Origin of the sequence: Nonomuraea sp. NPDC050394 (assembly GCF_044459065.1) — a bacterium.
In the GTDB taxonomy this organism is placed as follows: domain Bacteria; phylum Actinomycetota; class Actinomycetes; order Streptosporangiales; family Streptosporangiaceae; genus Nonomuraea.
Genome location: NZ_JBITIO010000007.1, coordinates 146,077 through 167,047, shown reverse-complemented (window position 1 = coordinate 167,047; position 20,971 = coordinate 146,077). Strand labels below are relative to the sequence as shown.

19 protein-coding genes and 1 pseudogene are annotated in these 20,971 nt (G+C 72.0%); 8 read left to right on the top strand and 12 right to left on the bottom strand.

Annotated elements, in window-relative coordinates:
- Positions 1 to 39: 39 nt before the first annotated feature.
- From ACIBKY_RS27465 to ACIBKY_RS27455, 3 genes are read right to left on the bottom strand one after another with little or no spacing between them, the layout of a single operon-like run.
- On the bottom strand, positions 40 to 1,059 hold the full coding sequence (locus ACIBKY_RS27465) for an aKG-HExxH-type peptide beta-hydroxylase (RefSeq protein WP_397100794.1): 1,020 nt from the start codon (positions 1,057 to 1,059) through the stop codon (positions 40 to 42).
- Positions 1,056 to 1,226, bottom strand: a complete 171-nt coding sequence (locus ACIBKY_RS27460) for a hypothetical protein (protein ID WP_184974785.1) — start codon at positions 1,224 to 1,226, stop codon at positions 1,056 to 1,058. Before ACIBKY_RS27460 ends, ACIBKY_RS27465 begins: the two co-directional genes overlap by 4 nt.
- A gap of 51 nt (positions 1,227 to 1,277) precedes the next feature.
- A complete protein-coding gene (locus ACIBKY_RS27455; RefSeq protein WP_397100792.1) occupies positions 1,278 to 2,039 on the bottom strand; it encodes a hypothetical protein in 762 nt (253 codons plus the stop codon).
- 257 nt (positions 2,040 to 2,296) lie between these two features.
- Here ACIBKY_RS27455 and hrpA point away from each other — a divergent pair, with 257 nt between their 5' ends.
- Positions 2,297 to 6,163 carry an ATP-dependent RNA helicase HrpA gene (gene hrpA / locus ACIBKY_RS27450; protein WP_397100790.1) on the top strand — a complete coding sequence of 1,289 codons (3,867 nt, stop codon included), beginning with the start codon at positions 2,297 to 2,299 and terminating at the stop codon, positions 6,161 to 6,163.
- On the opposite strand, the gene ACIBKY_RS27445 is transcribed toward hrpA, so the two are convergent.
- From ACIBKY_RS27445 to ACIBKY_RS27435, 3 genes and pseudogenes are all read right to left on the bottom strand, one after another.
- Positions 6,153 to 6,746: a Uma2 family endonuclease gene (locus ACIBKY_RS27445; protein ID WP_397100788.1), complete on the bottom strand. Its 594-nt coding sequence runs from the start codon at positions 6,744 to 6,746 to the stop codon at positions 6,153 to 6,155. The two genes, hrpA and ACIBKY_RS27445, sit on opposite strands and share 11 nt — an antisense overlap.
- 44 nt (positions 6,747 to 6,790) lie before the next feature.
- The gene (locus ACIBKY_RS27440; RefSeq protein WP_397100786.1) at positions 6,791 to 7,513 is read right to left on the bottom strand and encodes an ABC transporter permease; all 723 of its coding nucleotides are present in this window, start codon (positions 7,511 to 7,513) and stop codon (positions 6,791 to 6,793) included.
- Positions 7,514 to 7,563: 50 nt separating this feature from the next.
- Positions 7,564 to 8,223 (bottom strand): annotated as a pseudogene (locus ACIBKY_RS27435) (ABC transporter ATP-binding protein); the annotation flags it as partial.
- Between the two features lie 113 nt (positions 8,224 to 8,336).
- On the opposite strand from ACIBKY_RS27435, the gene ACIBKY_RS27430 reads away from it, so the two are divergent.
- The 6 genes from ACIBKY_RS27430 to ACIBKY_RS27405 are packed head-to-tail and all read left to right on the top strand — an operon-like array spanning position 8,337 to position 12,144.
- Positions 8,337 to 9,416 (top strand): sensor histidine kinase, encoded by a 1,080-nt coding sequence (locus tag ACIBKY_RS27430; protein WP_397101321.1) that lies wholly within the window; start codon positions 8,337 to 8,339, stop codon positions 9,414 to 9,416.
- Positions 9,413 to 10,048 carry a response regulator gene (locus tag ACIBKY_RS27425; protein ID WP_397100784.1) on the top strand — a complete coding sequence of 212 codons (636 nt, stop codon included), beginning with the start codon at positions 9,413 to 9,415 and terminating at the stop codon, positions 10,046 to 10,048. Before ACIBKY_RS27430 ends, ACIBKY_RS27425 begins: the two co-directional genes overlap by 4 nt.
- A 33-nt stretch (positions 10,049 to 10,081) precedes the next feature.
- Positions 10,082 to 10,630 (top strand): TetR/AcrR family transcriptional regulator, encoded by a 549-nt coding sequence (locus ACIBKY_RS27420; RefSeq protein ID WP_397100782.1) that lies wholly within the window; start codon positions 10,082 to 10,084, stop codon positions 10,628 to 10,630.
- Entirely contained in the window at positions 10,614 to 11,024 is a 411-nt protein-coding gene (locus ACIBKY_RS27415) for a DUF5360 family protein (RefSeq protein ID WP_397100781.1), read from the top strand. Before ACIBKY_RS27420 ends, ACIBKY_RS27415 begins: the two co-directional genes overlap by 17 nt.
- A gap of 9 nt (positions 11,025 to 11,033) precedes the next feature.
- On the top strand, positions 11,034 to 11,435 hold the full coding sequence (locus ACIBKY_RS27410; protein ID WP_397100779.1) for a DUF1992 domain-containing protein: 402 nt from the start codon (positions 11,034 to 11,036) through the stop codon (positions 11,433 to 11,435).
- A 43-nt stretch (positions 11,436 to 11,478) separates the two neighbouring features.
- Entirely contained in the window at positions 11,479 to 12,144 is a 666-nt protein-coding gene (locus ACIBKY_RS27405) for an HAD family hydrolase (protein WP_397100777.1), read from the top strand.
- On the opposite strand, the gene ACIBKY_RS27400 is transcribed toward ACIBKY_RS27405, so the two are convergent.
- The 3 genes from ACIBKY_RS27400 to ACIBKY_RS27390 all read right to left on the bottom strand — a co-directional run bounded on the left by ACIBKY_RS27400 (position 12,123) and on the right by ACIBKY_RS27390 (position 16,073).
- A complete protein-coding gene (locus tag ACIBKY_RS27400) occupies positions 12,123 to 12,440 on the bottom strand; it encodes a DUF5709 domain-containing protein (protein WP_397100775.1) in 318 nt (105 codons plus the stop codon). The two genes, ACIBKY_RS27405 and ACIBKY_RS27400, sit on opposite strands and share 22 nt — an antisense overlap.
- Before the next feature lie 301 nt (positions 12,441 to 12,741).
- A complete protein-coding gene (locus tag ACIBKY_RS27395) occupies positions 12,742 to 14,280 on the bottom strand; it encodes a gamma-glutamyltransferase family protein (RefSeq protein WP_397100773.1) in 1,539 nt (512 codons plus the stop codon).
- 59 nt (positions 14,281 to 14,339) lie between these two features.
- Positions 14,340 to 16,073: an ABC transporter ATP-binding protein gene (locus tag ACIBKY_RS27390; protein ID WP_397100771.1), complete on the bottom strand. Its 1,734-nt coding sequence runs from the start codon at positions 16,071 to 16,073 to the stop codon at positions 14,340 to 14,342.
- 79 nt (positions 16,074 to 16,152) lie between these two features.
- Between ACIBKY_RS27390 and ACIBKY_RS27385 the strand changes: the two genes are divergently transcribed.
- Entirely contained in the window at positions 16,153 to 16,569 is a 417-nt protein-coding gene (locus ACIBKY_RS27385; RefSeq protein WP_397100769.1) for a MarR family winged helix-turn-helix transcriptional regulator, read from the top strand.
- A gap of 362 nt (positions 16,570 to 16,931) precedes the next feature.
- On the opposite strand, the gene ACIBKY_RS27380 is transcribed toward ACIBKY_RS27385, so the two are convergent.
- The 3 genes from ACIBKY_RS27380 to ACIBKY_RS27370 form a co-directional block, all read right to left on the bottom strand.
- Entirely contained in the window at positions 16,932 to 18,302 is a 1,371-nt protein-coding gene (locus ACIBKY_RS27380) for a Cmx/CmrA family chloramphenicol efflux MFS transporter (RefSeq protein WP_397100767.1), read from the bottom strand.
- 448 nt (positions 18,303 to 18,750) lie between these two features.
- Positions 18,751 to 19,692 (bottom strand): amidohydrolase family protein, encoded by a 942-nt coding sequence (locus tag ACIBKY_RS27375; protein ID WP_397100765.1) that lies wholly within the window; start codon positions 19,690 to 19,692, stop codon positions 18,751 to 18,753.
- 121 nt (positions 19,693 to 19,813) lie between these two features.
- Positions 19,814 to 20,956 carry a PucR family transcriptional regulator gene (locus ACIBKY_RS27370; protein ID WP_397100763.1) on the bottom strand — a complete coding sequence of 381 codons (1,143 nt, stop codon included), beginning with the start codon at positions 20,954 to 20,956 and terminating at the stop codon, positions 19,814 to 19,816.
- Positions 20,957 to 20,971 lie beyond the last annotated feature (15 nt).

Below are 20,971 nucleotides of genomic sequence, written 5' to 3'. Positions count from 1 at the left end.
CGTTCGGGCCGGTCGCGGTGTTCGGGCGGTGTGGCGCGTTCAGGCCAGGGCGGCCTCGGCCGCGCGGGCGGCCGGGGCGGGGACCGGTTCGGCCAGCGCGGCGCGGATGCGGGCCTCCAGCGGCCCGGCCAGTGCGGCCCCCGCCGGCGTCAGCGCCCCCGACCGGCCGAGCTGCTCCATGGCCCGGCCGGTCGCCAGCCGCCACAGGGCGAAGGCCGCCGCGTGGCCGGGCCGGTCCGCCCGTGGCCCGGCCAGCCACTCGGCCCGGTGGAACTCCACCACGGCCACGTGCGCGAAGATGCCCTGCAGGGTGGCGCCGGCGTCGCGCTCGCCGTCGCGCCAGTGCACCGCGAACCGGCCCGGATGTCCCGGCACGGTCAGCGCGACGATCTCCTCGGCCGCCCCGAGCACCTGGTGCTGGAGTTCGTGGGTGAACGTGGCGGCCAGTTCCGCGGCGTCGGCGGGAGCGGAGAGCGCCACCGCGCCGAAGGCCGCGCCGGAGGTGGCGCTGAAGGTCTCGGGCGGGGCCGGCGGGACGACCGGAACGACGGTGGTGACCAGCTCGGCCATCGCGGCGGCCACGCGCGGGTGCCGCGCGCGCAGCAGCCGGTACGCCTGGCGGCACAACTCCGTCCAGTCCACCGGCCCGAGCCGGTCGGCGACGGCGAGGCCGAAGTGCCCGCGCAGCGGCTCACCGGTCTCGAACCGGAGCCTGAGCGGCCTCGGGCCGTCGAGCGCGACCGGCCCCTGCTCACGCTCCAGGGCGGCCAGCAGTACGCCGGTGTCGCCGCTCCCGTAGCGCAGGGCGTCGTCGGCCCAGGCGCCGAGCTGGGGCGAGATCAGGACGTCCAGCGCGTGGCCCGGATGGGCGCCGAGGCGCCGCCAGAGGTCGTCGATGGCGGCCGAGCCGGACAGCCGCCGGACCGATTCGAGCAGGGCGATGTTCCTGCTGGCGATCGCCCGCTTGAGCGTGTCGGCCAGCGCGGGCGGGAGCTCGCCCGCGCCCAGCCCGGCCAGGTCGGCGGGCGACAGCGTATGCCGGGCGTAGCCGCCGGTCACCGATCTCGCGGGCCAGGTTGATCGGGCTGCGGGCAGGCCTTGTCGCTCTTGTTCCATCGCCGGCTGGCGGGGTCGGTCGCCATGTGGCGGGCCAGAGACTCGCGCAGGACCTCATCCGGCACCGTTGCCAGGCGGTCGAACGGGATATGGGTCAGATCGACGAGCATGGACTCGCCCATAGAACCCCCTGCGGCCATGTGGTGTCCCTTTCTCAGTCGCTATTCACCGTGTTGTCGGCTAAGCACTCTTGAAGAGTCCCAAATCCTCTCGAACTGCTCAATCCAGTAGTGGTACCAGTACCCATGCGCGCGCCGGGTCAATTCCAGGTGCATACGGTTGTCGGTGGCCCGGTTGCCGGCGCCGTGGAGTTCCACGATCACACTGCCGTTGCCGCCCGCCGGATTGACGGCGAGAATGCTGAATCCCGGATTGTAGGAGAAAGTGGCGTACTCCACCCGGCCCGCCACGTGCCAGTCCGTCATCGCGGCCAGCCGGTCGAGCGCGGTCGCGATGCTCGCCGGCAGGTTCTGCAAGGGGAACTCCAGCCCGGCGTCGAGCTGGCGGGTGGCGAGGTCGACGGCGTGCAGCTCCTCCGGGTCCAGGAGCACGACGCGGAAGACGCCGTCGGAACGGCTCAGCACGGTCCGCCGGATGACCTCGCAGTTGGCCTCGGACAGCAGGTTGATGCCGGAAGGGGCGAACAGCCACACCTCCTTCGCGTCCGTGAGCCGGTCGCGTAGAGGATGCGTCTCGAAGTCGGCCCGGTCGCCCAGCGGCAGGCGCGAGCGGTCGGGCACGGTGATCCGGTGGAGCAGCACGCCCATCCCGGCCAGGATCGCCGCCCACCGGTACTGCTCGGCCACGGCCTCCCCGACCAGCGTCAGCACGGCGAAGACGATCGCCACGACCGCGATCACGTAGGCGTCGAGGTTCCTGCGCTCACGCACGTCGCGCAGGATGCGGCGGGCTGGACGTCGCATGGCACCTCCGCCTCGATCGTGTCATCGGTCAGGAGGCGCGTCCATATGGCCAGAAATCCTTCGGGATCATGCAACCCTTCAGGCGTCTCAGGAGTCTCACTAGTGTCCGTGATCGACCGTGGTGAACTCTGGGGAGAGTGCTGACACACCGCGGCCGGTCACGGACGCCGCCGATATTGGGATGCGATCCACGGCGCGGTCAGGCACGATGGACCGTTGGCACCCGGCACGCGGGGCTCAAATATCCTGAAAGCAGTATGGGAACCTCGTCGTTGTCTTCTCCACTCACCGAGCTCCAGAGCCGCCTGTCCGAGCTCATGCCGCGCGACCAGCGGCGGCTCCGGCGCAGGCTCGACGGCGTGCGCCGGGTGCGCTCGCGCGAGGCACGGGACAAGATCACCGCGGAGATCCTGGCGGACGTGGAACGCGCCGAGCAGCGCCTGGCCCGCCGCCGCGAAGCCGTACCCGTGGTGAGCTATCCGCAAGAGCTGCCCGTCTCCCAGCGCAAGGACGACATCCTCGCGGCCATCCGCGACCACCAGGTCGTGATCATCGCGGGGGAGACCGGATCGGGAAAGACCACGCAGATCCCCAAGATCTGCCTCGAACTCGGCCGGGGCGTGCGCGGCCTCATCGGGCACACCCAGCCCCGCCGCATCGCCGCGCGCACCGTCGCCGAGCGCATCGCCGAGGAGCTCGGCACCGAGCTCGGCCAGGCCGTCGGCTACAAGGTCCGCTTCACCGACCAGGGCAGTGACCGTACCCTGGTCAAGCTCATGACCGACGGCATCCTGCTGGCCGAGCTGCAGAACGACCGGCTGCTGGAGCAGTACGACACGCTGATCATCGACGAGGCCCACGAGCGCAGCCTCAACATCGACTTCATCCTCGGCTACCTCAAACAGCTGTTGCCCCAGCGCCCCGACCTCAAGATCATCATCACCAGCGCCACCATCGACCCCGAGCGCTTCTCCCGCCATTTCGGCGACGCCCCGATCGTCGAGGTCTCCGGCCGCACCTACCCCGTCGAGGTCCGCTACCGGCCGCTCAACGAGGACGACGACCAGACGCAGGGCATCGTGGACGCCTGCAAGGAACTGGTCCTGGAAGGACCGGGCGACATCCTGGTCTTCCTCAGCGGCGAGCGGGAGATCCGCGACGCCGCCGACGCGCTGTCCAAGGCCGAGTTCCGCAACACCGAGATCCTCCCCCTGTACGCCCGGCTGAGCGCCGCCGAGCAGCACCGCGTCTTCCAGCGCCACACCGGGCGGCGCGTCGTGCTGGCCACCAACGTGGCCGAGACGTCGCTGACCGTGCCCGGCATCAAGTACGTCGTGGACCCGGGCTTCGCCCGCATCTCCCGCTACAGCCACCGCACCAAGGTGCAGCGCCTGCCCATCGAGGCCATCTCGCAGGCCAGCGCCAACCAGCGCAAAGGGCGGTCCGGGCGTACCTCCGACGGCATCTGCGTCCGGCTGTACGAGGAGGAGGACTTCCTCAACCGGCCCGAGTTCACCGACCCGGAGATCCTGCGCACCAACCTCGCCAGCGTCATCCTGCAGATGACCTCGATCGGGCTGGGCGACATCGAGGCGTTCCCGTTCGTCGAGCCGCCGGACAAGCGGCAGGTACGCGACGGCGTCAACCTGCTGGTCGAACTCGGAGCCTTCGACGCCCAGGGCAAGCTCACCGGCGTCGGCCGCAAGCTCGCCGGGCTGCCGGTCGACCCGCGCCTGGCGCGCATGGTGCTGGAGGCCGACAAGAACGGCTGCCTGCGCGAGGTCATGGTCATCGCCGCCGCGTTGTCGATCCAGGACCCGCGCGAGCGCCCCGCCGACAAGCAGCAGCACGCCGACGAGAAGCACCGGCGCTTCGCCGACCCCGAGTCCGACTTCCTCACCTATCTCAACCTCTGGAACTACCTCAAGGACAAGCAGAAGGAGCTGTCCTCCAGCGCCTTCCGCCGCCTGTGCAAGTCCGAGTTCCTCAACTACCTGCGGGTACGCGAGTGGCAGGACATCTACAGCCAGATCCGGCAGACACTCGGGGTCCAGCCGAACAGCGCGCCGGCCGCGCCGTACCAGATCCACTCCTCGCTCCTCGTCGGGCTGCTGTCGCACATCGGCGTCAAGGACGTCGTGGACAAGCAGCGCGGGCAGGACGGGCGGCGGCCGATCCAGGAGTACGTCGGCGCGCGCAACGCGCGCTTCGCGATCTTCCCCGGCTCAGCGCTGGCCAGGAAGCAGCCGCAGTGGCTGATGTCGGCCGAGCTCGTCGAGACCTCGCGCCTGTGGGCCCGGGTCAACGCCAAGATCGAGCCCGACTGGGTGGAGCCGCTCGCGCAGCACCTCGTCAAGCGCAACTACTCCGAGCCGCACTGGGAGAAGAACCAGGGCGCGGTCATCGCGCTGGAGAAGGTCACGCTGTACGGCGTGCCGCTCGTCGTCGGCCGCAAGGTCAACTACGGGCGCATCGACCCGGAGCTGTCACGGGAGCTGTTCATCCGGCACGCCCTGGTCGAGGGCGACTGGGACAGCCACCACGCGTTCCTGCGCGAGAACCGCAAGCTGCTCGGCGAGGTCGAGGAGCTGGAGGCGCGGGCCAGGCGGCGCGACATCATGGTCGACGACGAGGCGCTGTTCGACTTCTACGACCAGCGCGTACCGGCGGACGTCGTCTCCGCGCGGCACTTCGACTCCTGGTGGAAGACGGTCTCCGACAAGGGCGTGCTGACGTTCACGCCGGAGATGCTGGTCAACGAGAACGCCGACGTCAGCGCCCAGGACTACCCCGACACCTGGCGGCAGCTGGGCCAGCGGATGAAGCTGACCTACCAGTTCGAGCCGGGCGCCGACGCCGACGGCGTCACCGTGCACGTGCCGCTGCAGGTGCTCAACCAGGTCAACGGCGACGGCTTCGACTGGCAGATCCCCGGGCTGCGCGAGGAGCTGATCACCGCGCTGATCCGCGTGCTGCCCAAGCACCTGCGCCGCAACTTCGTGCCCGCGCCCAACTACGCCAAGCAGGTGCTCGCGGGCGTCAAGCCGACCGGCGAGCCGCTGCTGGACGCGGTCGAGCGCGAACTGCTGCGGCTGACCGGCGTACGCGTCCCGCGCGACGCCTGGCAGCTCGACCAGGTGCCCGACCATCTGCGCGTCACCTACCGGGTGATCGACGAGCGCAAGCGCACGATCGCCGAGGGCAAGGACCTGGACGGGCTGAAGAAGCAGCTCGCCCCGCGCCTGCGCAAGACGCTGTCGGCCGCCGGCGACGACGTCGAGCGCACCGGGCTCCACACGTGGAGTTTCGGCACGCTGCCCAAGGTGTTCGAGCAGGGCCGGATGAAGGGCTATCCGGCGCTGGTGGACGAGGGTTCCAGCGTCGGCGTCAAGATCTACGAGACGCAGGCCGAGCAGCGCCGTTCCATGTGGACCGGCACGCGGCGCCTGCTGCTGCTCAACGTCACCAACCCGGCCAGGTCGCTGCTCGGCGGCCTGTCCAACCAGGCCAAGCTGGCGTTGTCACGCAGCCCGCACGGCGGCGCGGTGGCGTTGTTCGACGACGTGGTCAACGCGGCGGTGGACCAGCTGATGGCCGACGTGGGCGGGCCCGCCTGGGACCCGGTCTCCTTCGACCGCCTCTATCAGCACGTACGGGCCGACCTGTACGACACCGCCCGGGACGTTCTGGGCAAGGTGGAGCAGATCCTGAGCACCTGGCACACGATCGGCACCCAGCTGTCCGGCCTGCGCCGGAGCGCCTCCACGGACGACGCCCGCGACCAGCTCGGCAAGCTCGTCTACGCGGGCTTCGTGACCGGGACCGGAGTGAAACGCCTCCCCGACATTTCCCGCTACCTCCGGGCCCTTGAGCGCCGCCTGACCAAGCTGCCCGAGGAGCCGTGGCGGGATGAGGAGTGGATGGACCGGGTCCACAAGGTCGAGGACGACTACCAGGACCTGCTCGACCGCCTCGCCCCGGCCCGCCGTACCGACCCGGACGTGCGGGAGATCCGCTGGATGATCGAGGAACTCCGCGTCAGCTTCTTCGCCCAGACCCTGGGCACCCCAACCCCGGTCTCGGAGAAGCGCATCGCCAAGGCGATGGAGAAGCTCACTCCTTGAACACGGTGGTCTCCAGGTCGAAGTCGACGGGCTCGGGCAGGTGCAGGGTCTCGCCCAGCACACATGCGTCCTTGGTCTGGTAGGTGCCGTCGGCGATGTTGCTGTAGACGGTCGCCGTCCGCTCAAGCGGGTCGAGCAGAAGGTAGACGGGGACGCCGCCGGTCGCGTAGAGGCCGACCTTCGTGACACGATCGTCGTGCTTGCTGCTGGGCGAGACGACCTCGGCCACCATGATCAGGCCCGATGAGCGCATCTCGCGCTCTCCCCATCGGGGGCAGCCGGGCGGGAGGAGAACGTAGTCGGGCACGACCGGCTCACGCGGACCCTCGATGCACACGTCCAGGCCGCCGGGATATCCCTTCCAGCCTCGCTCCTTTCTGACCGGAAAGAGCAGATCGTGAAGATCTGCGAAGGCACCCTGGTGTTCCGGGGATCCAACGGGGCTCACGTGCAGGTTCCCTTCGATGACCTCGACCCGGAGACCGGGGAGGGGGGGTAGGGCATCGAACAGCTCCCGCACCGTGATGGGCAGTTCGGCGGACGGAGCCTCGTAGGGTCTCACTTGACGCGAAGCAGCGACCATGGAACCTGTCCCTTCGTGTCTGGGCGGGTACGCTCAGTATTGCATCATGCCCCGACATCCCGCCGGTAAAAGACCGCCAGCCCGCCGCCGACGGCCAGGGCGACGAAGGCGGTGTAGAGGGCGAAGCCGCCGAGGTGGCCGTCCGGCGACAGGATGGACAGGCCCGCGACCGTGGGCCAGATCTGGGCCACCCATTCCGGCAGCAGCCGGAGGATCGCGATCACCAGGACCGTGGCCGAGACGACGATGATGACGCCGCCCGCCGTCGAACGGACCAGGAACCCCATCGCCAGCCCGAACAGCCCCAGCATGCCCAGGTAAAGGCCCGCGCCCAGGACCGCGCGCAGCGCCCCCGGGTCGCCCAGGGCGGCGTGCGGCAGGCCGGAGGTGGCGAAGACGTGCTGGCCGATCAGGAAGGAGGCCACGGCGGTCAGGAGCCCGGCGGTCGTGCCCAGCGCCGCCACCACGGCGCACTTGGCGGCGAACAGGCGGCTCCGGCCCGGGACGGCCATCACGCTGGCCCTGATGGTGCCGCCGGCGTACTCGGAGGTGACGGCGAGCACGCCCAGTACGCCGATCGCGACCTGGCCGAACAGCAGGCCGCCCTGAAGACTGGCGGCCACCGGCTCCAGGCGCTCGCCCTCGTGCGCCGCCTCCGCCGCGGCGCCGGCCATGATCACACCGAGCCCCGCCGTGAGTACGGCGAGCGCGGCCAGGCACCACCAGGTCGAGTGGAGCGTCCGCAGCTTGATCCATTCCGCTCTCATGATCCGAACTCCACGCTGTCGGCGGTCAGGGCGAGGTAGGCGTCCTCCAGGGAGCCGGTCACACTGGTCATCGGCGTGTCGGCCAGCAGGCGGCCCCGGCCGATGACGATCAGGTGGTCGGCGGTCTGCTCCATCTCGGCGAGCAGGTGACTGGAGACCAGGACCGTACGGCCCTCGGCGGCCAGCCCGCGCATCAGGCCGCGGATCCAGCGGATGCCGCCCGGGTCCAGCCCGTTCACCGGCTCGTCGAAGATCAGCACGCCCGGATCTCCCAGGAGCGCCGCCGCGATGCCGAGCCGCTGGGACATGCCCAGCGAGAACGTCCCGGCCCGCCGGTCCGCGACGCCGTCCAGGCCCACCAGCTCCAGGACGGCGGTGACACGCGTGTCGCGGATGCGGTTGCTCGCGGCGAGCATGCGCAGGTGGTCGCGGGCGCTTCTGCGCGGGTGCGCGGCCCGCCCGTCCAGCAGGACGCCGACCTCGCGCAGCGGCGCGGGCAGCCCGTGGTACGGCCGCCCGCCGACGGCCGCCCGCCCCGAGCTGGGACGGTCGAGGCCGACGATCATCCGGATCGTCGTGCTCTTGCCCGCGCCGTTCGGGCCGAGGAAGCCGGTGACGACTCCGGGGTGGACGGCGCAGGTCAGGCCGTCCACGGCGGTGGCGCGGCCGTACCTCTTGGTGAGTCCTTCCAGGGTGATTGTCTGGTTCATGGGAGAGATTCCAGCGTCGCGGGGCCGTCGGGCAGAAGCTCGGAAAGTGGTGACACCCGCGACTTTCGTAGGGTCCGGCGCGGGCGGTGGCGGCCTAGGGTGAGGGCGTGCTGATGCGCGTCGTGATGACCCTCGCCGCCCTGATGCTCTCGCTCCACGTCGTGGGCACGATCGGCCCGCCCTGGCCGGTGGCCGTCGCGCTGGTCGCGTCCGGGCCGGTTCTGCTGGTCCGCTCGCCCCTCGTGGTCGCCTGGGCGACGGTGGGGGCGGCCCTCGTCCACCTGTTCGCGCCGCCGGTGCACCTGGAGATGATCCTCTGGGCGCCGCCGGCCGCTCCGTTCGCCGCCTACCTGGCGCTGCGGCACGCGCCCCGCAGCCCGGCGGCGGTGGTGCCCGTCGTGCTGTTCACCGCGCTGGCGGCCTGGTGGGGGCCGACGTCGGAGTTCGGGATCCGCACCGTGCTGCTGACCACGGCCGCGGCCGTGCTCGGCCTGTACCTGTCCACGCGCGCCAACCTGCTGCGGGCGCTCACCGACCGCGCCGAGCGGGCCGAGCGCGAGCAGCACCTGCTCGCCGAGCAGGCCAGGGGAGAGGAGCGGGTACGGCTCGCCGCCGAGATCCACGACCTCGTCACCCACCGGGTCAGCCTCATGGTGCTCCAGGCGGGCGCCCTGGGCCTGACCGCCGCCGACCGCCCGGCCAGGGAGGCGGCCGAGACGCTGCGCGCCACCGGCTGCCAGGCGCTGGAGGAACTGCGCGAACTGGTCGGCGTACTGCGCGCCCCGTCCGCGCCGGTACGTGGCCAGCCCGAGGTTCCGCTCCTGCCCGCGCTGGCGGAACTGGTCGAGGGCTCGGGCCTGCGCGTCGGGTTCGAGGCCGACGACGCGCTGGTCTCGCCGGTGGTCCTGCGTACGGCGGAGCGCGCCCTGCAGGAGGCGCTGACGAACGTGCGCAAGCACGCGCCCGGCGCCGAGACCACGGTACGGCTGCGCCGCAGCGGCGACCGGGTGCGCATCACGGTGGCGAACTCCGCCCCCGCCGGCCCCGGCGACCCCGAGCTGGCGGCGGCCGGCTCCGGCACCGGCCTGCTCGGCCTGCGCGAGCGCGTGGAACTGGTGGACGGGACGCTGGCGGCGGGCCCGTCGGAGGCAGGAGGCTTCGTGGTGGACCTCACCTTGCCGGTGGCGTCGTGATCAGCGTCGTGGTGGTGGACGACGAGCCGATGGTCTGCGCCCACCTGCGCGCGATCCTCGGATCGTCGGGCGAGATCACCGTGGTGGACGAGGCGCACGACGGCGCCGCCGGGGTCGAGGCGGTGGTGCGCCACCGGCCGGACCTGGTGCTCATGGACCTGCGGATGCCCGGCGTGGACGGCCTGGCGGCCATCGCGCGCATCGCCAGGCTGCCCGCGCCGCCCGTGGTGCTGGTGCTGACCACGTTCGACGCCGACCATTACGTGCTGCGCGCGCTCACCTCCGGGGCGGGCGGGTACCTGCTGAAGTCGACGCCGCCCGCCGACCTGATCAACCTGGTGAAGGCGGCGGCGGGCGGCCACACGGTGCTGTCGGGTCCTGCGGCGTCCCGGCTGCTGGACGGCGCGGTCCGCCGCCAGGCGGCCCGGCGCAGGCTGGAGGCGCTGACCGGGCGCGAACGGGACGTACTGGCCGGTCTGGGCGCGGGGCGCAGCAACGCGGAGATCGCCGGAGAGCTGTTCCTGACCGAGGCGACGGTCAAGGGGCACGTCTCACGCATCCTGATCAAGCTCCGCTGCTCGAACCGGACCCAGGCGGGGCTGCTGGCGTTCGAGGCCGGGCTGCCCGATTGAAACTATACCGGCCGACCGGTACAGTTTCGAGGCGTGCCCAGACCCAGTTCCAAGGAGCGGCTGCTCGATGCCGCCGCCGACGTCCTGCTCGCCGACGGGGCCGAGTCGCTCACGCTCGAAGCCGTCGCCAAGCGGGCCGGAGTCTCCAAAGGGGGGCTCTTCTACCACTTCCCGACCAAGCAGGCGCTGGTCGCCGGCATGGTCGAACGCCTGACCGCCGCCTTCGACGACGCCCTGGCCGAGGCCGGCGGGCGGCCCGGCGACTACCTGCGCGCCTACATCGAGGCCACCATTCCTGAACGGCCCGCCGTCGCGGCGCCCGCCGACCGGGTCACCGTCGCCCTGCTGGCCGGGGTGCTGGTCGATCCCGCCGGGCTGGAGCCGCTCAGGCAGCGCTACGCCGCCTGGCAGGAACGGCTGACCGACGACGGGATCGACCCGGCGGCCGCGACCGCCGTACGCCTGGCCGTGGACGGATGGTGGGCGGCGCGGCTGCTCGGACTCGGCGAGCCAGGACCCGACCTGCACGAGAGCACCCGCCTCTACCTCCTGGAGATGATCGACCGTGCTGCGCGCGACTAAGGCCCTGATGCTCGGCACCGACGTCGGGTTCGTCGTCTACTTCAGCGTGACGGGCCTCGGGCTGATCCCGCCCGAGTGGGCCTTCGCCGACTACGCCAACCCGCTCATGGCCGACTGGAACTGGTCGTTCCTCTGGATCGACATGCTGGCCAGCGCGACCGGCCTGACGAGCCTGTGGCTGCTGCGGGGGAACGTGCCCCGGCCGGGCGGCCCGCCGCTCATGCTGGTCTCGCTGGTGCTGACCATGGCCTCGGGGCTGATGGCGATCGCGTTCTGGACGCTGCGCGGCGATTTCTCCCTGGCCTGGTGGATCCCCAACCTCTACCTGCTGCTCTTCCCGATCCCCGCCATCGCCTGCCTGGTCGCCACGAGGACCCCGGAACCCACCACATAGGATCAAGACATGACGGAGCGCAAACCTCTGGGCATGCCCTTCGAGTCATGGATCGACCGGCAGATCCGTGAGGCCGCCGAGCGCGGTGAGTTCGACGATCTGCCGGGCGCGGGCAAGCCGATCCCCGGGGCGGGCCGCCCCCAGGACGACAACTGGTGGATCAAGAACAAACTCGCGGAAGAAGGCCTGTCGATGCCGCTGCCGCCCAGCCTCGCGCTGCGCAAGGAGGCCGACGAGGTGCTCGAACTGGCGTTGAACGCGGGCTCCGAGGGCGAAGTGCGCACCCTCGTCCAGGGGATCAACGAGAAGATCAACAAGGCGATCAAGCGGGGTGCGTCAGGTCCGCCGGTCGACCTGTTCCCCTTCAACGTCGAGCGCGTGGTGGAGCGCTGGCGCGAGGCCCGGCCATAGGTCTCGTACCCTGGGGTGCGTCCGCGCACGAGGGAAGAGGCAGATGATCAAGGCGCTGGTGTTCGACGTCGGTGAGACGCTCATCGACGAGACCCGCATCTGGAGCCGCTGGGCCGACCGGCTCGGGGTGACGCGGCTGACGTTCATGGGTGTGCTCGGGGGCGTGGCCGCCCTCGACCGCTCCCACCGCGACGCCTTCCAGATCGTACGGCCCGGCCTCGACGTGGACGCCGAGATCGCCGCCTGGCGGCGCGACGACCCGGACGGGCTGCGCAACAACTTCGACGCCGGCGACCTCTACCCGGACGTACGGCCCGCGCTCCACGCCCTGCGCGCCGCCGGCTACCAGGTGGTGATCGCCGGCAACCAGCCCGTCGAGGCCTACGACGCCCTCGTGGCCATGGACCTGCCCGCCGACTCCATCCACACCTCCGACGGGTGGGGCGTGGCCAAGCCGGCGCCCGAGTTCTTCGCCAAGGTCGCCTCCGTGGCCGGGCGCGAACCCGCCGAGATCCTGTACGTCGGCGACCGCCTCGACAACGACGTACGCCCGGCGCGCGCGGCGGGCATGCGCACCGCCCTGCTGCGCCGCGGCCCGTGGGGGCACCTGCACGCCGACCGCCCCGAGGCGGCCGACGTGGCCGACCTCGTCGTGAACGACCTCCAGGCGCTGCTGCCCGCCCTCGCTCAGCGGTCGGGCTCGATGTGAACGGCACGCTCCTCGGCTGACAGATCCTCGCCGGCGTCGCTGCCCCAGTCCTCACCCACCTCCTCGCCGTCGACGTCGGGCCCGAGCCCTTCGTCGGGGGCGGTGAGGCGGTGGTCGGCGCGTGGTTCACGGCCGGGGCCGTCGGGCAGTTCCCGCCGGAGCCGCTCCTCGAGCGTGTCACCGCGCCCCGGGTCGTCCTCCCGGATCTCGTGGTCGCGGCCGAGGTCGTCGTTCCACTCCTCGACCTCTATGCCCTGCTCGTCGCTGTATCCGTAGCGGTCCGGTGTTTCGGTCATACGCGCTCCCTACCCACGCAACCTCCGGAAACCCTACGACTTGGCCCCCCAAAGCCCCGCGGACAACCCATCCTTGCCCATCCACCACCCCCCACCCCTCACCCAACATCCCGCACCCTCGCGCCACACCCGCACCCGGCAGCTCGCTCCACGCCTTGCACCCCGCCCGCCACACCCCACTCCCGGCACCTCGCGTCCCGGGCCCCCACACATCGCGCCCCGCACCTCGCGCGATACACCCCCCGATGCCCGCCCCTCGGCGCTGCGTGTTCTCTGCGCCGCGTCCCCCGTTTCCGCGCGGTCAGCGGCCGATGGCGGCGCCGATCCTTGAGCGGGGGTCGGCGGCTCCGGCGAGTATCCCGTCGGGCCGCACGTCGATGAGGTGCGCGTGGCCGAAGCCGGTCCCGTACGGCCGTTCCACCACGGGATGGCCCAGGGCGGCCAGCCCGTCGCCCCACGCGGTGCCCGCCTCCACCTCCACCGCCATCTCGTCAGGCGCGTCCCACGTGTCGAACCCGGTGGTCCCGCCGAGCTTCCAGCGCGGTGCCGAGATGGCCGTGCCCGGCGCCTCGCCGTACCGGAGCAGGCGGGTGATGACCTGCAGCAGGATCTGCGGCTGCGCGTCGCCGCCCATGGTGCCCACGACCGTGCGCAGCGATCCGTCGGGGCGGGTGACGAGGGCGGGCGTGAGGGTGTGGGGCGGGCGGCGGCCGGGCGCGTACTCGGCCGGATGCCCCGGCGTCAGCGAGAACCCGATGCCCCGGTTGTGGAGGTTGATCCGGGTACGGGGTTCGAAGACCATGCTGCCGAACCCCGAGGCGTTCGACTGGATGAGCGAGACGCCCATGCCGTCGCCGTCCACCGCGCACAGGTAGGTGGTGTCGCCGTCCGCGGCGGGGACGCGCACCTTGCGGCGCGCCGCCGGGTCCACCAGCGCCCGCCGCCGCGCGATCTCGTGCTCGCCGACCAGGTCCTTGGCGTCCTCGTGCAGTACGGCGAGGCGGTCGTGGCCGGCCGCCCGCGCCGCCTCCGCCAGCAGGTGCGCCCATACCGAGCGGGCAGGGGCGGACGGCAGGTCCAGGCCGTCGGCGATGCCGAGGGCGAGCAGCAGCAGGTAGCCCTGGGAGTTGGGCGGGGCGGACCAGACGTCGTGCCCGAAGGCCCGCACGCGCAGGGGGTCCACCCAGTCGGCGTTGACCCGTTCGAAGTCGGCCGCGGTGTATTCGCCGGCGCCCAGCTCCAGCAGGCCCTGTCCGAACTCGCCGAGGTAGAAGCCGTCCCTGCCCGAGCCGGCGACCGCCTCCAGCGCGCGGCCCACGCCGGGCCTGCGTACCAGGTCGCCCTCGGCGGTGACGCCGGCGAAGTCGCCGCCGCCCGGACGCGTGGCCGCGGCCCTGGCCCCCTGCAGCATCAGCGGCGAGGCGGGGAAGCCGTCCTTCGCCAGCCGGATCGCCGGGGCGAGCACGTCGGCCAGCGGCAGCCTGCCGTACCTGCCGTGCAGGGCGATCCACCCGTCCACACAGCCCGGCACGGGCACGGACCTGACGTCGTGCAGGTGCGGCATCCTCGTGTGCCCCTCGGCGCGCAGCCGTCCGGCGTCGGCGCCGGATCCGGCGCGGCCGGAGGCGTTCAGCGCGCTCACCCGCCCGTCGTGGACGAGCGCGAACAGGTCGCCGCCCATGCCGCACATGTGAGGCGCGGTGACGGTCAGGACGGCGTTGGTGGCGATGGCGGCGTCGGCCGCGGAACCACCCCGGTCGAGCATGGCGATCCCCGCCGCGGAGGCGAGGTGGTCCACGCTGCACACCATGCCGGAGCGGGCATATCTGGTGTTCTGCACGCATAGAGGGTACGCCCGTGCGGGGTGCCGCCGGGGAAGGAGCTCCAGCTCATGGGCGGTCAGATGAGGGTGAGCGGGAGATCCCGGGCGACCAGGGCGGCGTAGTGGCCGTCGGCGGCGAGCAGTTCGTCGTGGGTGCCGAGTTCGGCGACGCGGCCGTGGTCGAGGACGGCGATCTGGTCGGCGTGGCGGACCGTGGAGAGGCGGTGGGCGATGGTGATCGTGGTACGGCCCTCGGTCAGCGTGTCCAGGGCTTCTTGGACGGCGCGCTCGGTCTGGGTGTCGAGGGCGCTCGTGGCCTCGTCGAGGATGAGGACGGGCGGGTTGCGCAGCAGCGTGCGGGCGATGGCCAGGCGCTGCTTCTCGCCGCCGGAGAAGCGGTAGCCACGCTCGCCGACGACCGTGTCGTACCCCTCGGGCAGGTCGGCGATGTAGTCGTGGATGCGGGCCGCGCGGGCGACGGCGACGAGCTCCTCGTCCGTCGCGTCCGGCTTGGCGAAGCGCAGGTTGTCGGCGATGGAGGAGTGGAACAGGTAGGTCTCCTGCGACACCACGCCGACGGTGGCGGCCAGCGTCTCGAAGGAGAGTTCGCGCACGTCCACGCCGTCGATGGTGACGCGGCCCGAGCTCACGTCGTACAGGCGCGGCAGCAGGTAGCTCAGCGTCGTCTTGCCCGAGCCGGTCTCGCCGACGACGGCCAGGCTGGTGCCCGCGGGGATGGTCAGGTCGATGCCGGTCAGGGTGGGGGCGTCGCCGTACGAGAAGGAGACGTGCTCGAGACGCACGTCGCCGCGCGGACGCTCCAGCGTGCGGGTGCCGGGGGTGATGTCGACGGGCAGGTCCAGGTACTCGAAGATGCGGCCGAACAGCGCGAGGGAGCTCTGCACCTCCACGCCCGTGCGCATCAGCGAGAGGGCGGGGCGGAACAGTCCCGCCTGAAGCGTGGTGAAGGCCACGACGGTGCCGATGGAGACGGCTGACGTCATCCCGGACACCCAGTAGATGACCGCGGGCATCGCGGCCATGACGATCTGGATGGTGGACTGCCGCCAGCGCCCGGCCATACTCGACTGCACGCCGAGGTCGGCCAGCTCGTCGGAGGCGCGGGTGAAGCGGCCGGTGAGCTCGGGCGACTGGCCCATGGTGCGGCCGAGCAGGATGCCGCTCACCGACAGCGACTCCTGCACCATCGACGACATCGTGGCGAGCTTGCGCTGGCGCTGCGCGGTGATGCGCTTGCGCTCCTCGCCGACCTTGCGGCTGATCCACACGAACAGCGGCAGCAGGACGAGCGAGGCGGCCGTCAGCCGCCAGTCGAGTACGAGCATCGCGACGAAGCTGGCCACGACGGTGGTGAGGTTGGAGACGATCGACGTCGCGGTGCTGGTGACGACCGCCTGCATGCCGCCGATGTCGTTGGCCAGCCGTGACTGCACCTCGCCGGTGCGGGTGCGGGTGAAGAAGGCCAGCGACATGCGCTGCAGGTGGGAGTAGACGGTGGTGCGCAGGTCGTGCATGACGCGCTGGCCGACGCGGGTGGAGATGAGCGTCTGCACCACGTCGAACATGCTCGTCGCGACGGCCACGGCCAGCATGCCCAGCACGAGCAGGGACAGCAGCCCGAGCTCGCGCGAGGGGATCGCCGCGTCGAGAACCTCGCGCAGCAGGAACGGCGAGGCCAGCGACACCAGCGAGGAAAGGAAGATGAGGCCGAGCACGACGCTCAGCTGCCCCCGGTAGGGGCGGAAGAGTCGGATGATGCGCCGCAGGGGCGCGCGGGGTTCCTCTGTCATAGGGCTCCTTTTCAGATGTTCACTCAAACGGAGGTTACCTCATATTCATTCCAGCGAACAGTGAGATAAGCTCAGCGGGGTGAAGGACGCCACCGAACTGCTGGAACTCGTGCACCGGATCAGCCACCGCTTCCGGCGCGGCTACCGGACCGGCCTGGAGCCGCTCGGCCTGAGTCCCAGTCAGGCGCGCGCCCTGAAGGTCCTCATGGAGGCCGGGCAGCCGCTGCGGATGGTGCAACTCGCCGAGGCCCTGCGCATCGCGCCCCGCTCGGTCACGCCGGTCGTCGACGCGCTGGAGGAGGCGGGGCTGCTGCGCCGCGAGGTCGACCCGGCCAACCGCCGCTCGACACTGGTCGTCCTCACCGAGGAGGGGCGCGGGGCCTTCGTACGTGTGCAACTGGTGCGCGCCGCGGTCGCGGCCGACCTGTTCACGCCGCTGTCGGCCGAGCAACGCGAAACCCTCCGCGACCTGCTCACCCTCGTCGACGAACCCTAGCCACCCCGCCCCCCCACGCCCGCCTTCCCCCACCCCGCCCCGCCAACGCCACAGCCGCACCGCCACCCCCGCAATGCCCACAGCCGCCACGCCATAGTCCGCCGGGCTGCAGACCTCCACCCTGCGGACTGCCACGCTGCGGACTGCCACGCTGCGGACCGCCGAGCTGCGGACCGCGACGCTGCGGACCGTTGGGCTGTGGACCGCGACGCTGCGGACCGCCGGGCTGCCGGCCGCCACGCCATAGTCCGCCACGCTTCAGTCCGCGATGTCGTCGCACGTGCCGTCGCACGTGGGGTCTCCCGTCCGCAGCATCGCGGCCACCTCGCCGACGCCGTCGTAAGGGGGTTGCCGAAGGCGGTTCATGTCCACGGGCGTGACGATGGTTCATGTCCGCAGGCGTGAGGATGTCGCGTCTGCGGGCGTGAGGATGTCGCGTCTGCGGGCGTGGGGATGTCGCGTCTGCGGGCGTGGGGATGTCGCGTCTGCGGGCGTGGGGATGTCGCGTCCGCGGGCGTGGGGATGGTCCGTGCCTGTGGCATGGGGCGGTGCGGGTCAGTCCGGGTGGCGCGGTCCAGGAGGATCAGGGGGACTGTGGCCACGGCCAGGGCGGCGCCGATCCATACGACCGAGGTGAGCCCCGATCCCGCGTTGAGCGCGACCCCGGCCAGTGCGGGTACGAGGCTGATGCCGAGCTGGAAGGCCGAGACCGTGGTGGCTCCGGCCAGCGTGGGAGCCTTGGCGGCCAGGGTGAACACCCGGCCGTAGATCGCGGGGTTCAAGATGAATCCGGCGATCCCGAGCACAAGGACGAGTGCCACCACGGCCACCATGTTGCGGGACAGGAGCGCGAGCAGGGCGGAGGCGGCGGCGATCCCCACCGCTCCGGCCAGCAACGCCCGCGTGGGCTTGCGGTCGGCGATTCTGCCGCCCACCGACAGGCCGGCGAACGCGCCCACGCCGAACAGGGTGAGGATCGCCGGGACCCACACGGCCGGTACGCCGGTGATGCCGGTCAGGAACGCCGCCAGGTAGTTGAACGAGATCATGTAGGCGGCGGTGCTCAGCAGCGTGATGGCGAAGACCACCCACAGCTGGGGGCGCCGCATGGTGCGCAGTTCCGCCCGCACACTGGGTACGCCGCTCGCGCTCGTCGCCGGTAGCGCCACCATGGTCAGGACCGCGGCCGCGATGGTCAGGGCGGCCACGGCCCAGAAGCCGCCCCGCCAGCCGGTGAAGTAGCTGAGCAGCGCGCCCGCCGGGCCTCCGGCGATCATCGCGATGCTGAGCCCGCTGACCACGACGCCGGAGGCGCGGGCGGTGCGGTCGGGTGTGACCAGACTGATCGCCGTCACCGCCGCGACCGCCCAGTACCCGGCGTAGGCCAGCCCGCAGACGAAGCGCGTCACCACGATCACCGCGTAGTCGTCGGTGACGAGCCCGATCGCCAGGCAGACGGCGAAGACGGCCTGGGTGGCCACCAGCGTGGTCCGGCGCGGCCAGCGCAGGGTCAGGATGGCCAGCGGCGGACCGCCCACCACGACCCCGGCGGCGAACGCCGAGATCAGCCCGCCCGCCGCCGACAGCGAGATGTCGAGGTCCGCGGCGATCGCCGGCAGCACTCCCGCGAGCAGGAACTCCGCGCTGCCCATCGCGAACAGGCTGAACGCCAGCAGGTACACCCCGAGCGGCAACCGTCCCCGGACGGGCGGCGCCTGGGTCTCGACGCTCATCGCACGGGCCGTTCAGCAGATGTGGCGGTCGTGGGCTGTCCGGCGGTGGAGGCGGGGGTGGGTGTGAACGCGGGCCGTTCGGCAGATGTGGCGGTCGTGGGCTGTCCGGCGGTGGAGGCGGGGGTGGGTGTGAACGCGGGCCGTTCAACAGCGGCGGCGGAGGGCGTGAAGGCGCGAGGGGGCGTGAGCGCGGGGCGTTCGGCGGAGGACGTGAACGTGACAGACGAAGCGAACTCCGGCCGTTCGGGAGGAGGTGTGGGTGCGGGTTGCTGGAGAGGGGACGTGAGGGTGGGCATGCGGAAGTTCTCCTTCGGCGTGAGAGACGCCGGCCCCGCGAAGAGGGCGGGCCGGGGATCGGCGTCGCCTGGCGGCGATCACCTCTGGCCCGATGGTGCGGCCCTCACCAGCCGCCTGGCAACTTTCGTTGCTGTTTCCGGGACGGCCCCGCTCAGGCCGCGATGACGGTGGCCAGGCAGGGCGGGCCGGAAAGGAGGGCGGAGTACGGGTAACGCCCGCGGGCGTCGAAGACGGCGAAGTCGGCGCGGGCGCCCGGGGCGAGGATGCCCAGGCGGCCGGGGCCCGTGTGCATGCCCATCGCCCGGGCGCCGCCCAGCGTGGCGGCCTCGACCAGGCGCTGGTCCAGGCCGGGCGGGCGCTGGCCGCGGCCGCGGACGTGGTCGCGGATGGCGCGGGCCTGGTCGAGCGGGGAGCCTTCGCCGCGGGTGCCCAGGGCGAGCAGGTTGCCCTCGTCGAGGAGGGCGAGGGCGTCCTCGGGGCGTTCGCGCAGCAGCGACGGGCAGACGGCGGCCACGCTTCTGCGCAGGCGCAGCAGTTTGCGCTCGCCGGGATCGAGCGCTCCGGCGCAGGCGACGTGGCAGTGCGGGCCCAGGATGCCGGACTCGTCCAGCGCGGCGGCGCTGTGGCGGCCGAGGTCGACGAGCACCCGCAGGCCGAAGGTTCTGGCGAGCACCGCGAGGTCCTCCAGGACCAGCGGGTCGCCGGTGTGCGCGGCCATCCCGACCGGGAAGGCCACCTCGCGGATCGCGGTGATGAGCGCGTCGCGGCCGGTGTCCTCCCAGGCCTGTTCCGACTCCGTCTTCACCGCGAGGTAGGTGACGCCGCGCAGCGCGGGTACGGCGGCCGGGTCGGCCAGGGCGGTGACGACGGTGGCGCGGGCGGTGACGCCGGGAGGCGGGGCGATGGCGGGGGAGCAGGCGTCCACCAGGCCGGGCGTGATCATGCCCTTCCAGCGGACCTCTTCGACGGCGGGGTGGGCGGCGAGCACCGACGGTCGCGGCCCCACCTGGAGCACCCGGTCGCGACGGACCGCGACGGCGCCGTCGCGGATCGGCTCCGCGCAGATGGGCAGCACCAGGGGCGCGGAATGCACGACCACAGGCGCCGGCGCGCGGCTGCGAAGGACTCTTGCGGCACGCGCTCCTGCCGGCATCAACTCTCCCGTCGGATCTTCTCCTTTTGGCATTAAACGGCAGCTTGGGCTGCGTATGCAATTAGACACGAGGACGATATCTGCCAGATAATCGGGCCAGTTTTAGGCCAAGATGCAGGGCGAGCCGTTCGCCGCCGTCCTTGAGGTCGGTCTGGGCGAGTTCCTCGACGCGCTGGAGCCGGTAGTACAGGGAAGTCCGGTGCAGCCGCAGCGCGCGCGAGGTGGCCACGGCGCTGCCGGCCAGGTCCAGATAGGTCTCCAGCGTCTCCAGCAGCGGCAGGTGCTGGGGGTCGGCCAGCAGGTGTTCCAGGCCGGGGTGCAGCTCGTGGTCGGGCAGGCCGGTCAGCAGCCGGTAGACGCCCAGCCGCGCCCATTCGGCCGAGGGGCCCAGGCCGGGGACGCGGGCGGCGGTCTCGGCCGCGTGCAGGGCCTCGGTGTAGGAGCCCGCCGCGTCGGCGAGCGCGGGCCGCGTACGCCCGACCCCCACCACCACCGGTACGGCCAGCGCCGCGTGCACATCTTCGGCCGGGACCGCGGGCCCGGCCACGAGCAGCACGCCGTGGTCGTAGCGGACCAGGTGCAGCGGATGGTGCCCGGACAGCCGGCGGCGCAGGGTCAGCAGCCCCTGCTCCAGCGCCATCCGCAGCGGTTCGTCGGGTTCGGCGGCCACGGGCCTGGCCACCAGCGCGGTCACCGGCTGCCCCTGCGGGAAGGCGCCGGCCTCGATGAGCTGGCGGGCCGCGTCGCGCTCGCCGAGCAGGACGCCGGTGACCGCCTCCAGTTCGCGGTGTGAGGCGAGCCCGGAGGCCAGGCTCTCGTGGAACAACGCCAGGGCCAGCAGGGGAGCTGAGGCGGCGGCCAGGGCGATGTCGGCGTCGGGCATCTCGGGCTCGGCGTCGATGAACCAGAGGAAGCCGAGCAGGGCGCTGCCGTGCCGTACCGGGACGCAGACGCGCGGCAGCAGGCCGAGCGGGGGCGCGCCCGGGGTGCGCAGCGGGGCGCTCGCGTCGTGGATGCCGGCGGCGCGCAGCCAGGAGCGGACCTCGGGGGTCGTGTGCCGGCGCAGGATGGAGTCGCGGCGGATGTCGTCCATCGCGCCGCTCTGCTCGCTGTAGGCGACCACCCGCTGCAGGCGGTCCTCCAGGAGGAGGGGCCGGTCGAGGCGGGCGGCGAGGTCGTCCACGATGCGTTGAAGATCAGCCACCGGTCACCAGGCGAT

What these genes read in the sequence shown, in the direction of transcription:
- ACIBKY_RS27455 (WP_397100792.1), bottom strand. Translation starts at nt 2,039, where the DNA reads ATGCGACGTCCAGCCCGCCGCATCCTGCGCGACGTGCGTGAGCGCAGG.
- ACIBKY_RS27440 (WP_397100786.1), bottom strand. Translation starts at nt 7,513, where the DNA reads ATGAGAGCGGAATGGATCAAGCTGCGGACGCTCCACTCGACCTGGTGG.
- hrpA (WP_397100790.1), top strand. Translation starts at nt 2,297, where the DNA reads ATGGGAACCTCGTCGTTGTCTTCTCCACTCACCGAGCTCCAGAGCCGC.
- ACIBKY_RS27405 (WP_397100777.1), top strand. Translation starts at nt 11,479, where the DNA reads ATGATCAAGGCGCTGGTGTTCGACGTCGGTGAGACGCTCATCGACGAG.
- ACIBKY_RS27400 (WP_397100775.1), bottom strand. Translation starts at nt 12,440, where the DNA reads ATGACCGAAACACCGGACCGCTACGGATACAGCGACGAGCAGGGCATA.
- ACIBKY_RS27380 (WP_397100767.1), bottom strand. Translation starts at nt 18,302, where the DNA reads ATGAGCGTCGAGACCCAGGCGCCGCCCGTCCGGGGACGGTTGCCGCTC.
- ACIBKY_RS27460 (WP_184974785.1), bottom strand. Translation starts at nt 1,226, where the DNA reads ATGCTCGTCGATCTGACCCATATCCCGTTCGACCGCCTGGCAACGGTG.
- ACIBKY_RS27445 (WP_397100788.1), bottom strand. Translation starts at nt 6,746, where the DNA reads ATGGTCGCTGCTTCGCGTCAAGTGAGACCCTACGAGGCTCCGTCCGCC.
- ACIBKY_RS27390 (WP_397100771.1), bottom strand. Translation starts at nt 16,073, where the DNA reads ATGACAGAGGAACCCCGCGCGCCCCTGCGGCGCATCATCCGACTCTTC.
- ACIBKY_RS27430 (WP_397101321.1), top strand. Translation starts at nt 8,337, where the DNA reads ATGCGCGTCGTGATGACCCTCGCCGCCCTGATGCTCTCGCTCCACGTC.
- ACIBKY_RS27410 (WP_397100779.1), top strand. Translation starts at nt 11,034, where the DNA reads ATGACGGAGCGCAAACCTCTGGGCATGCCCTTCGAGTCATGGATCGAC.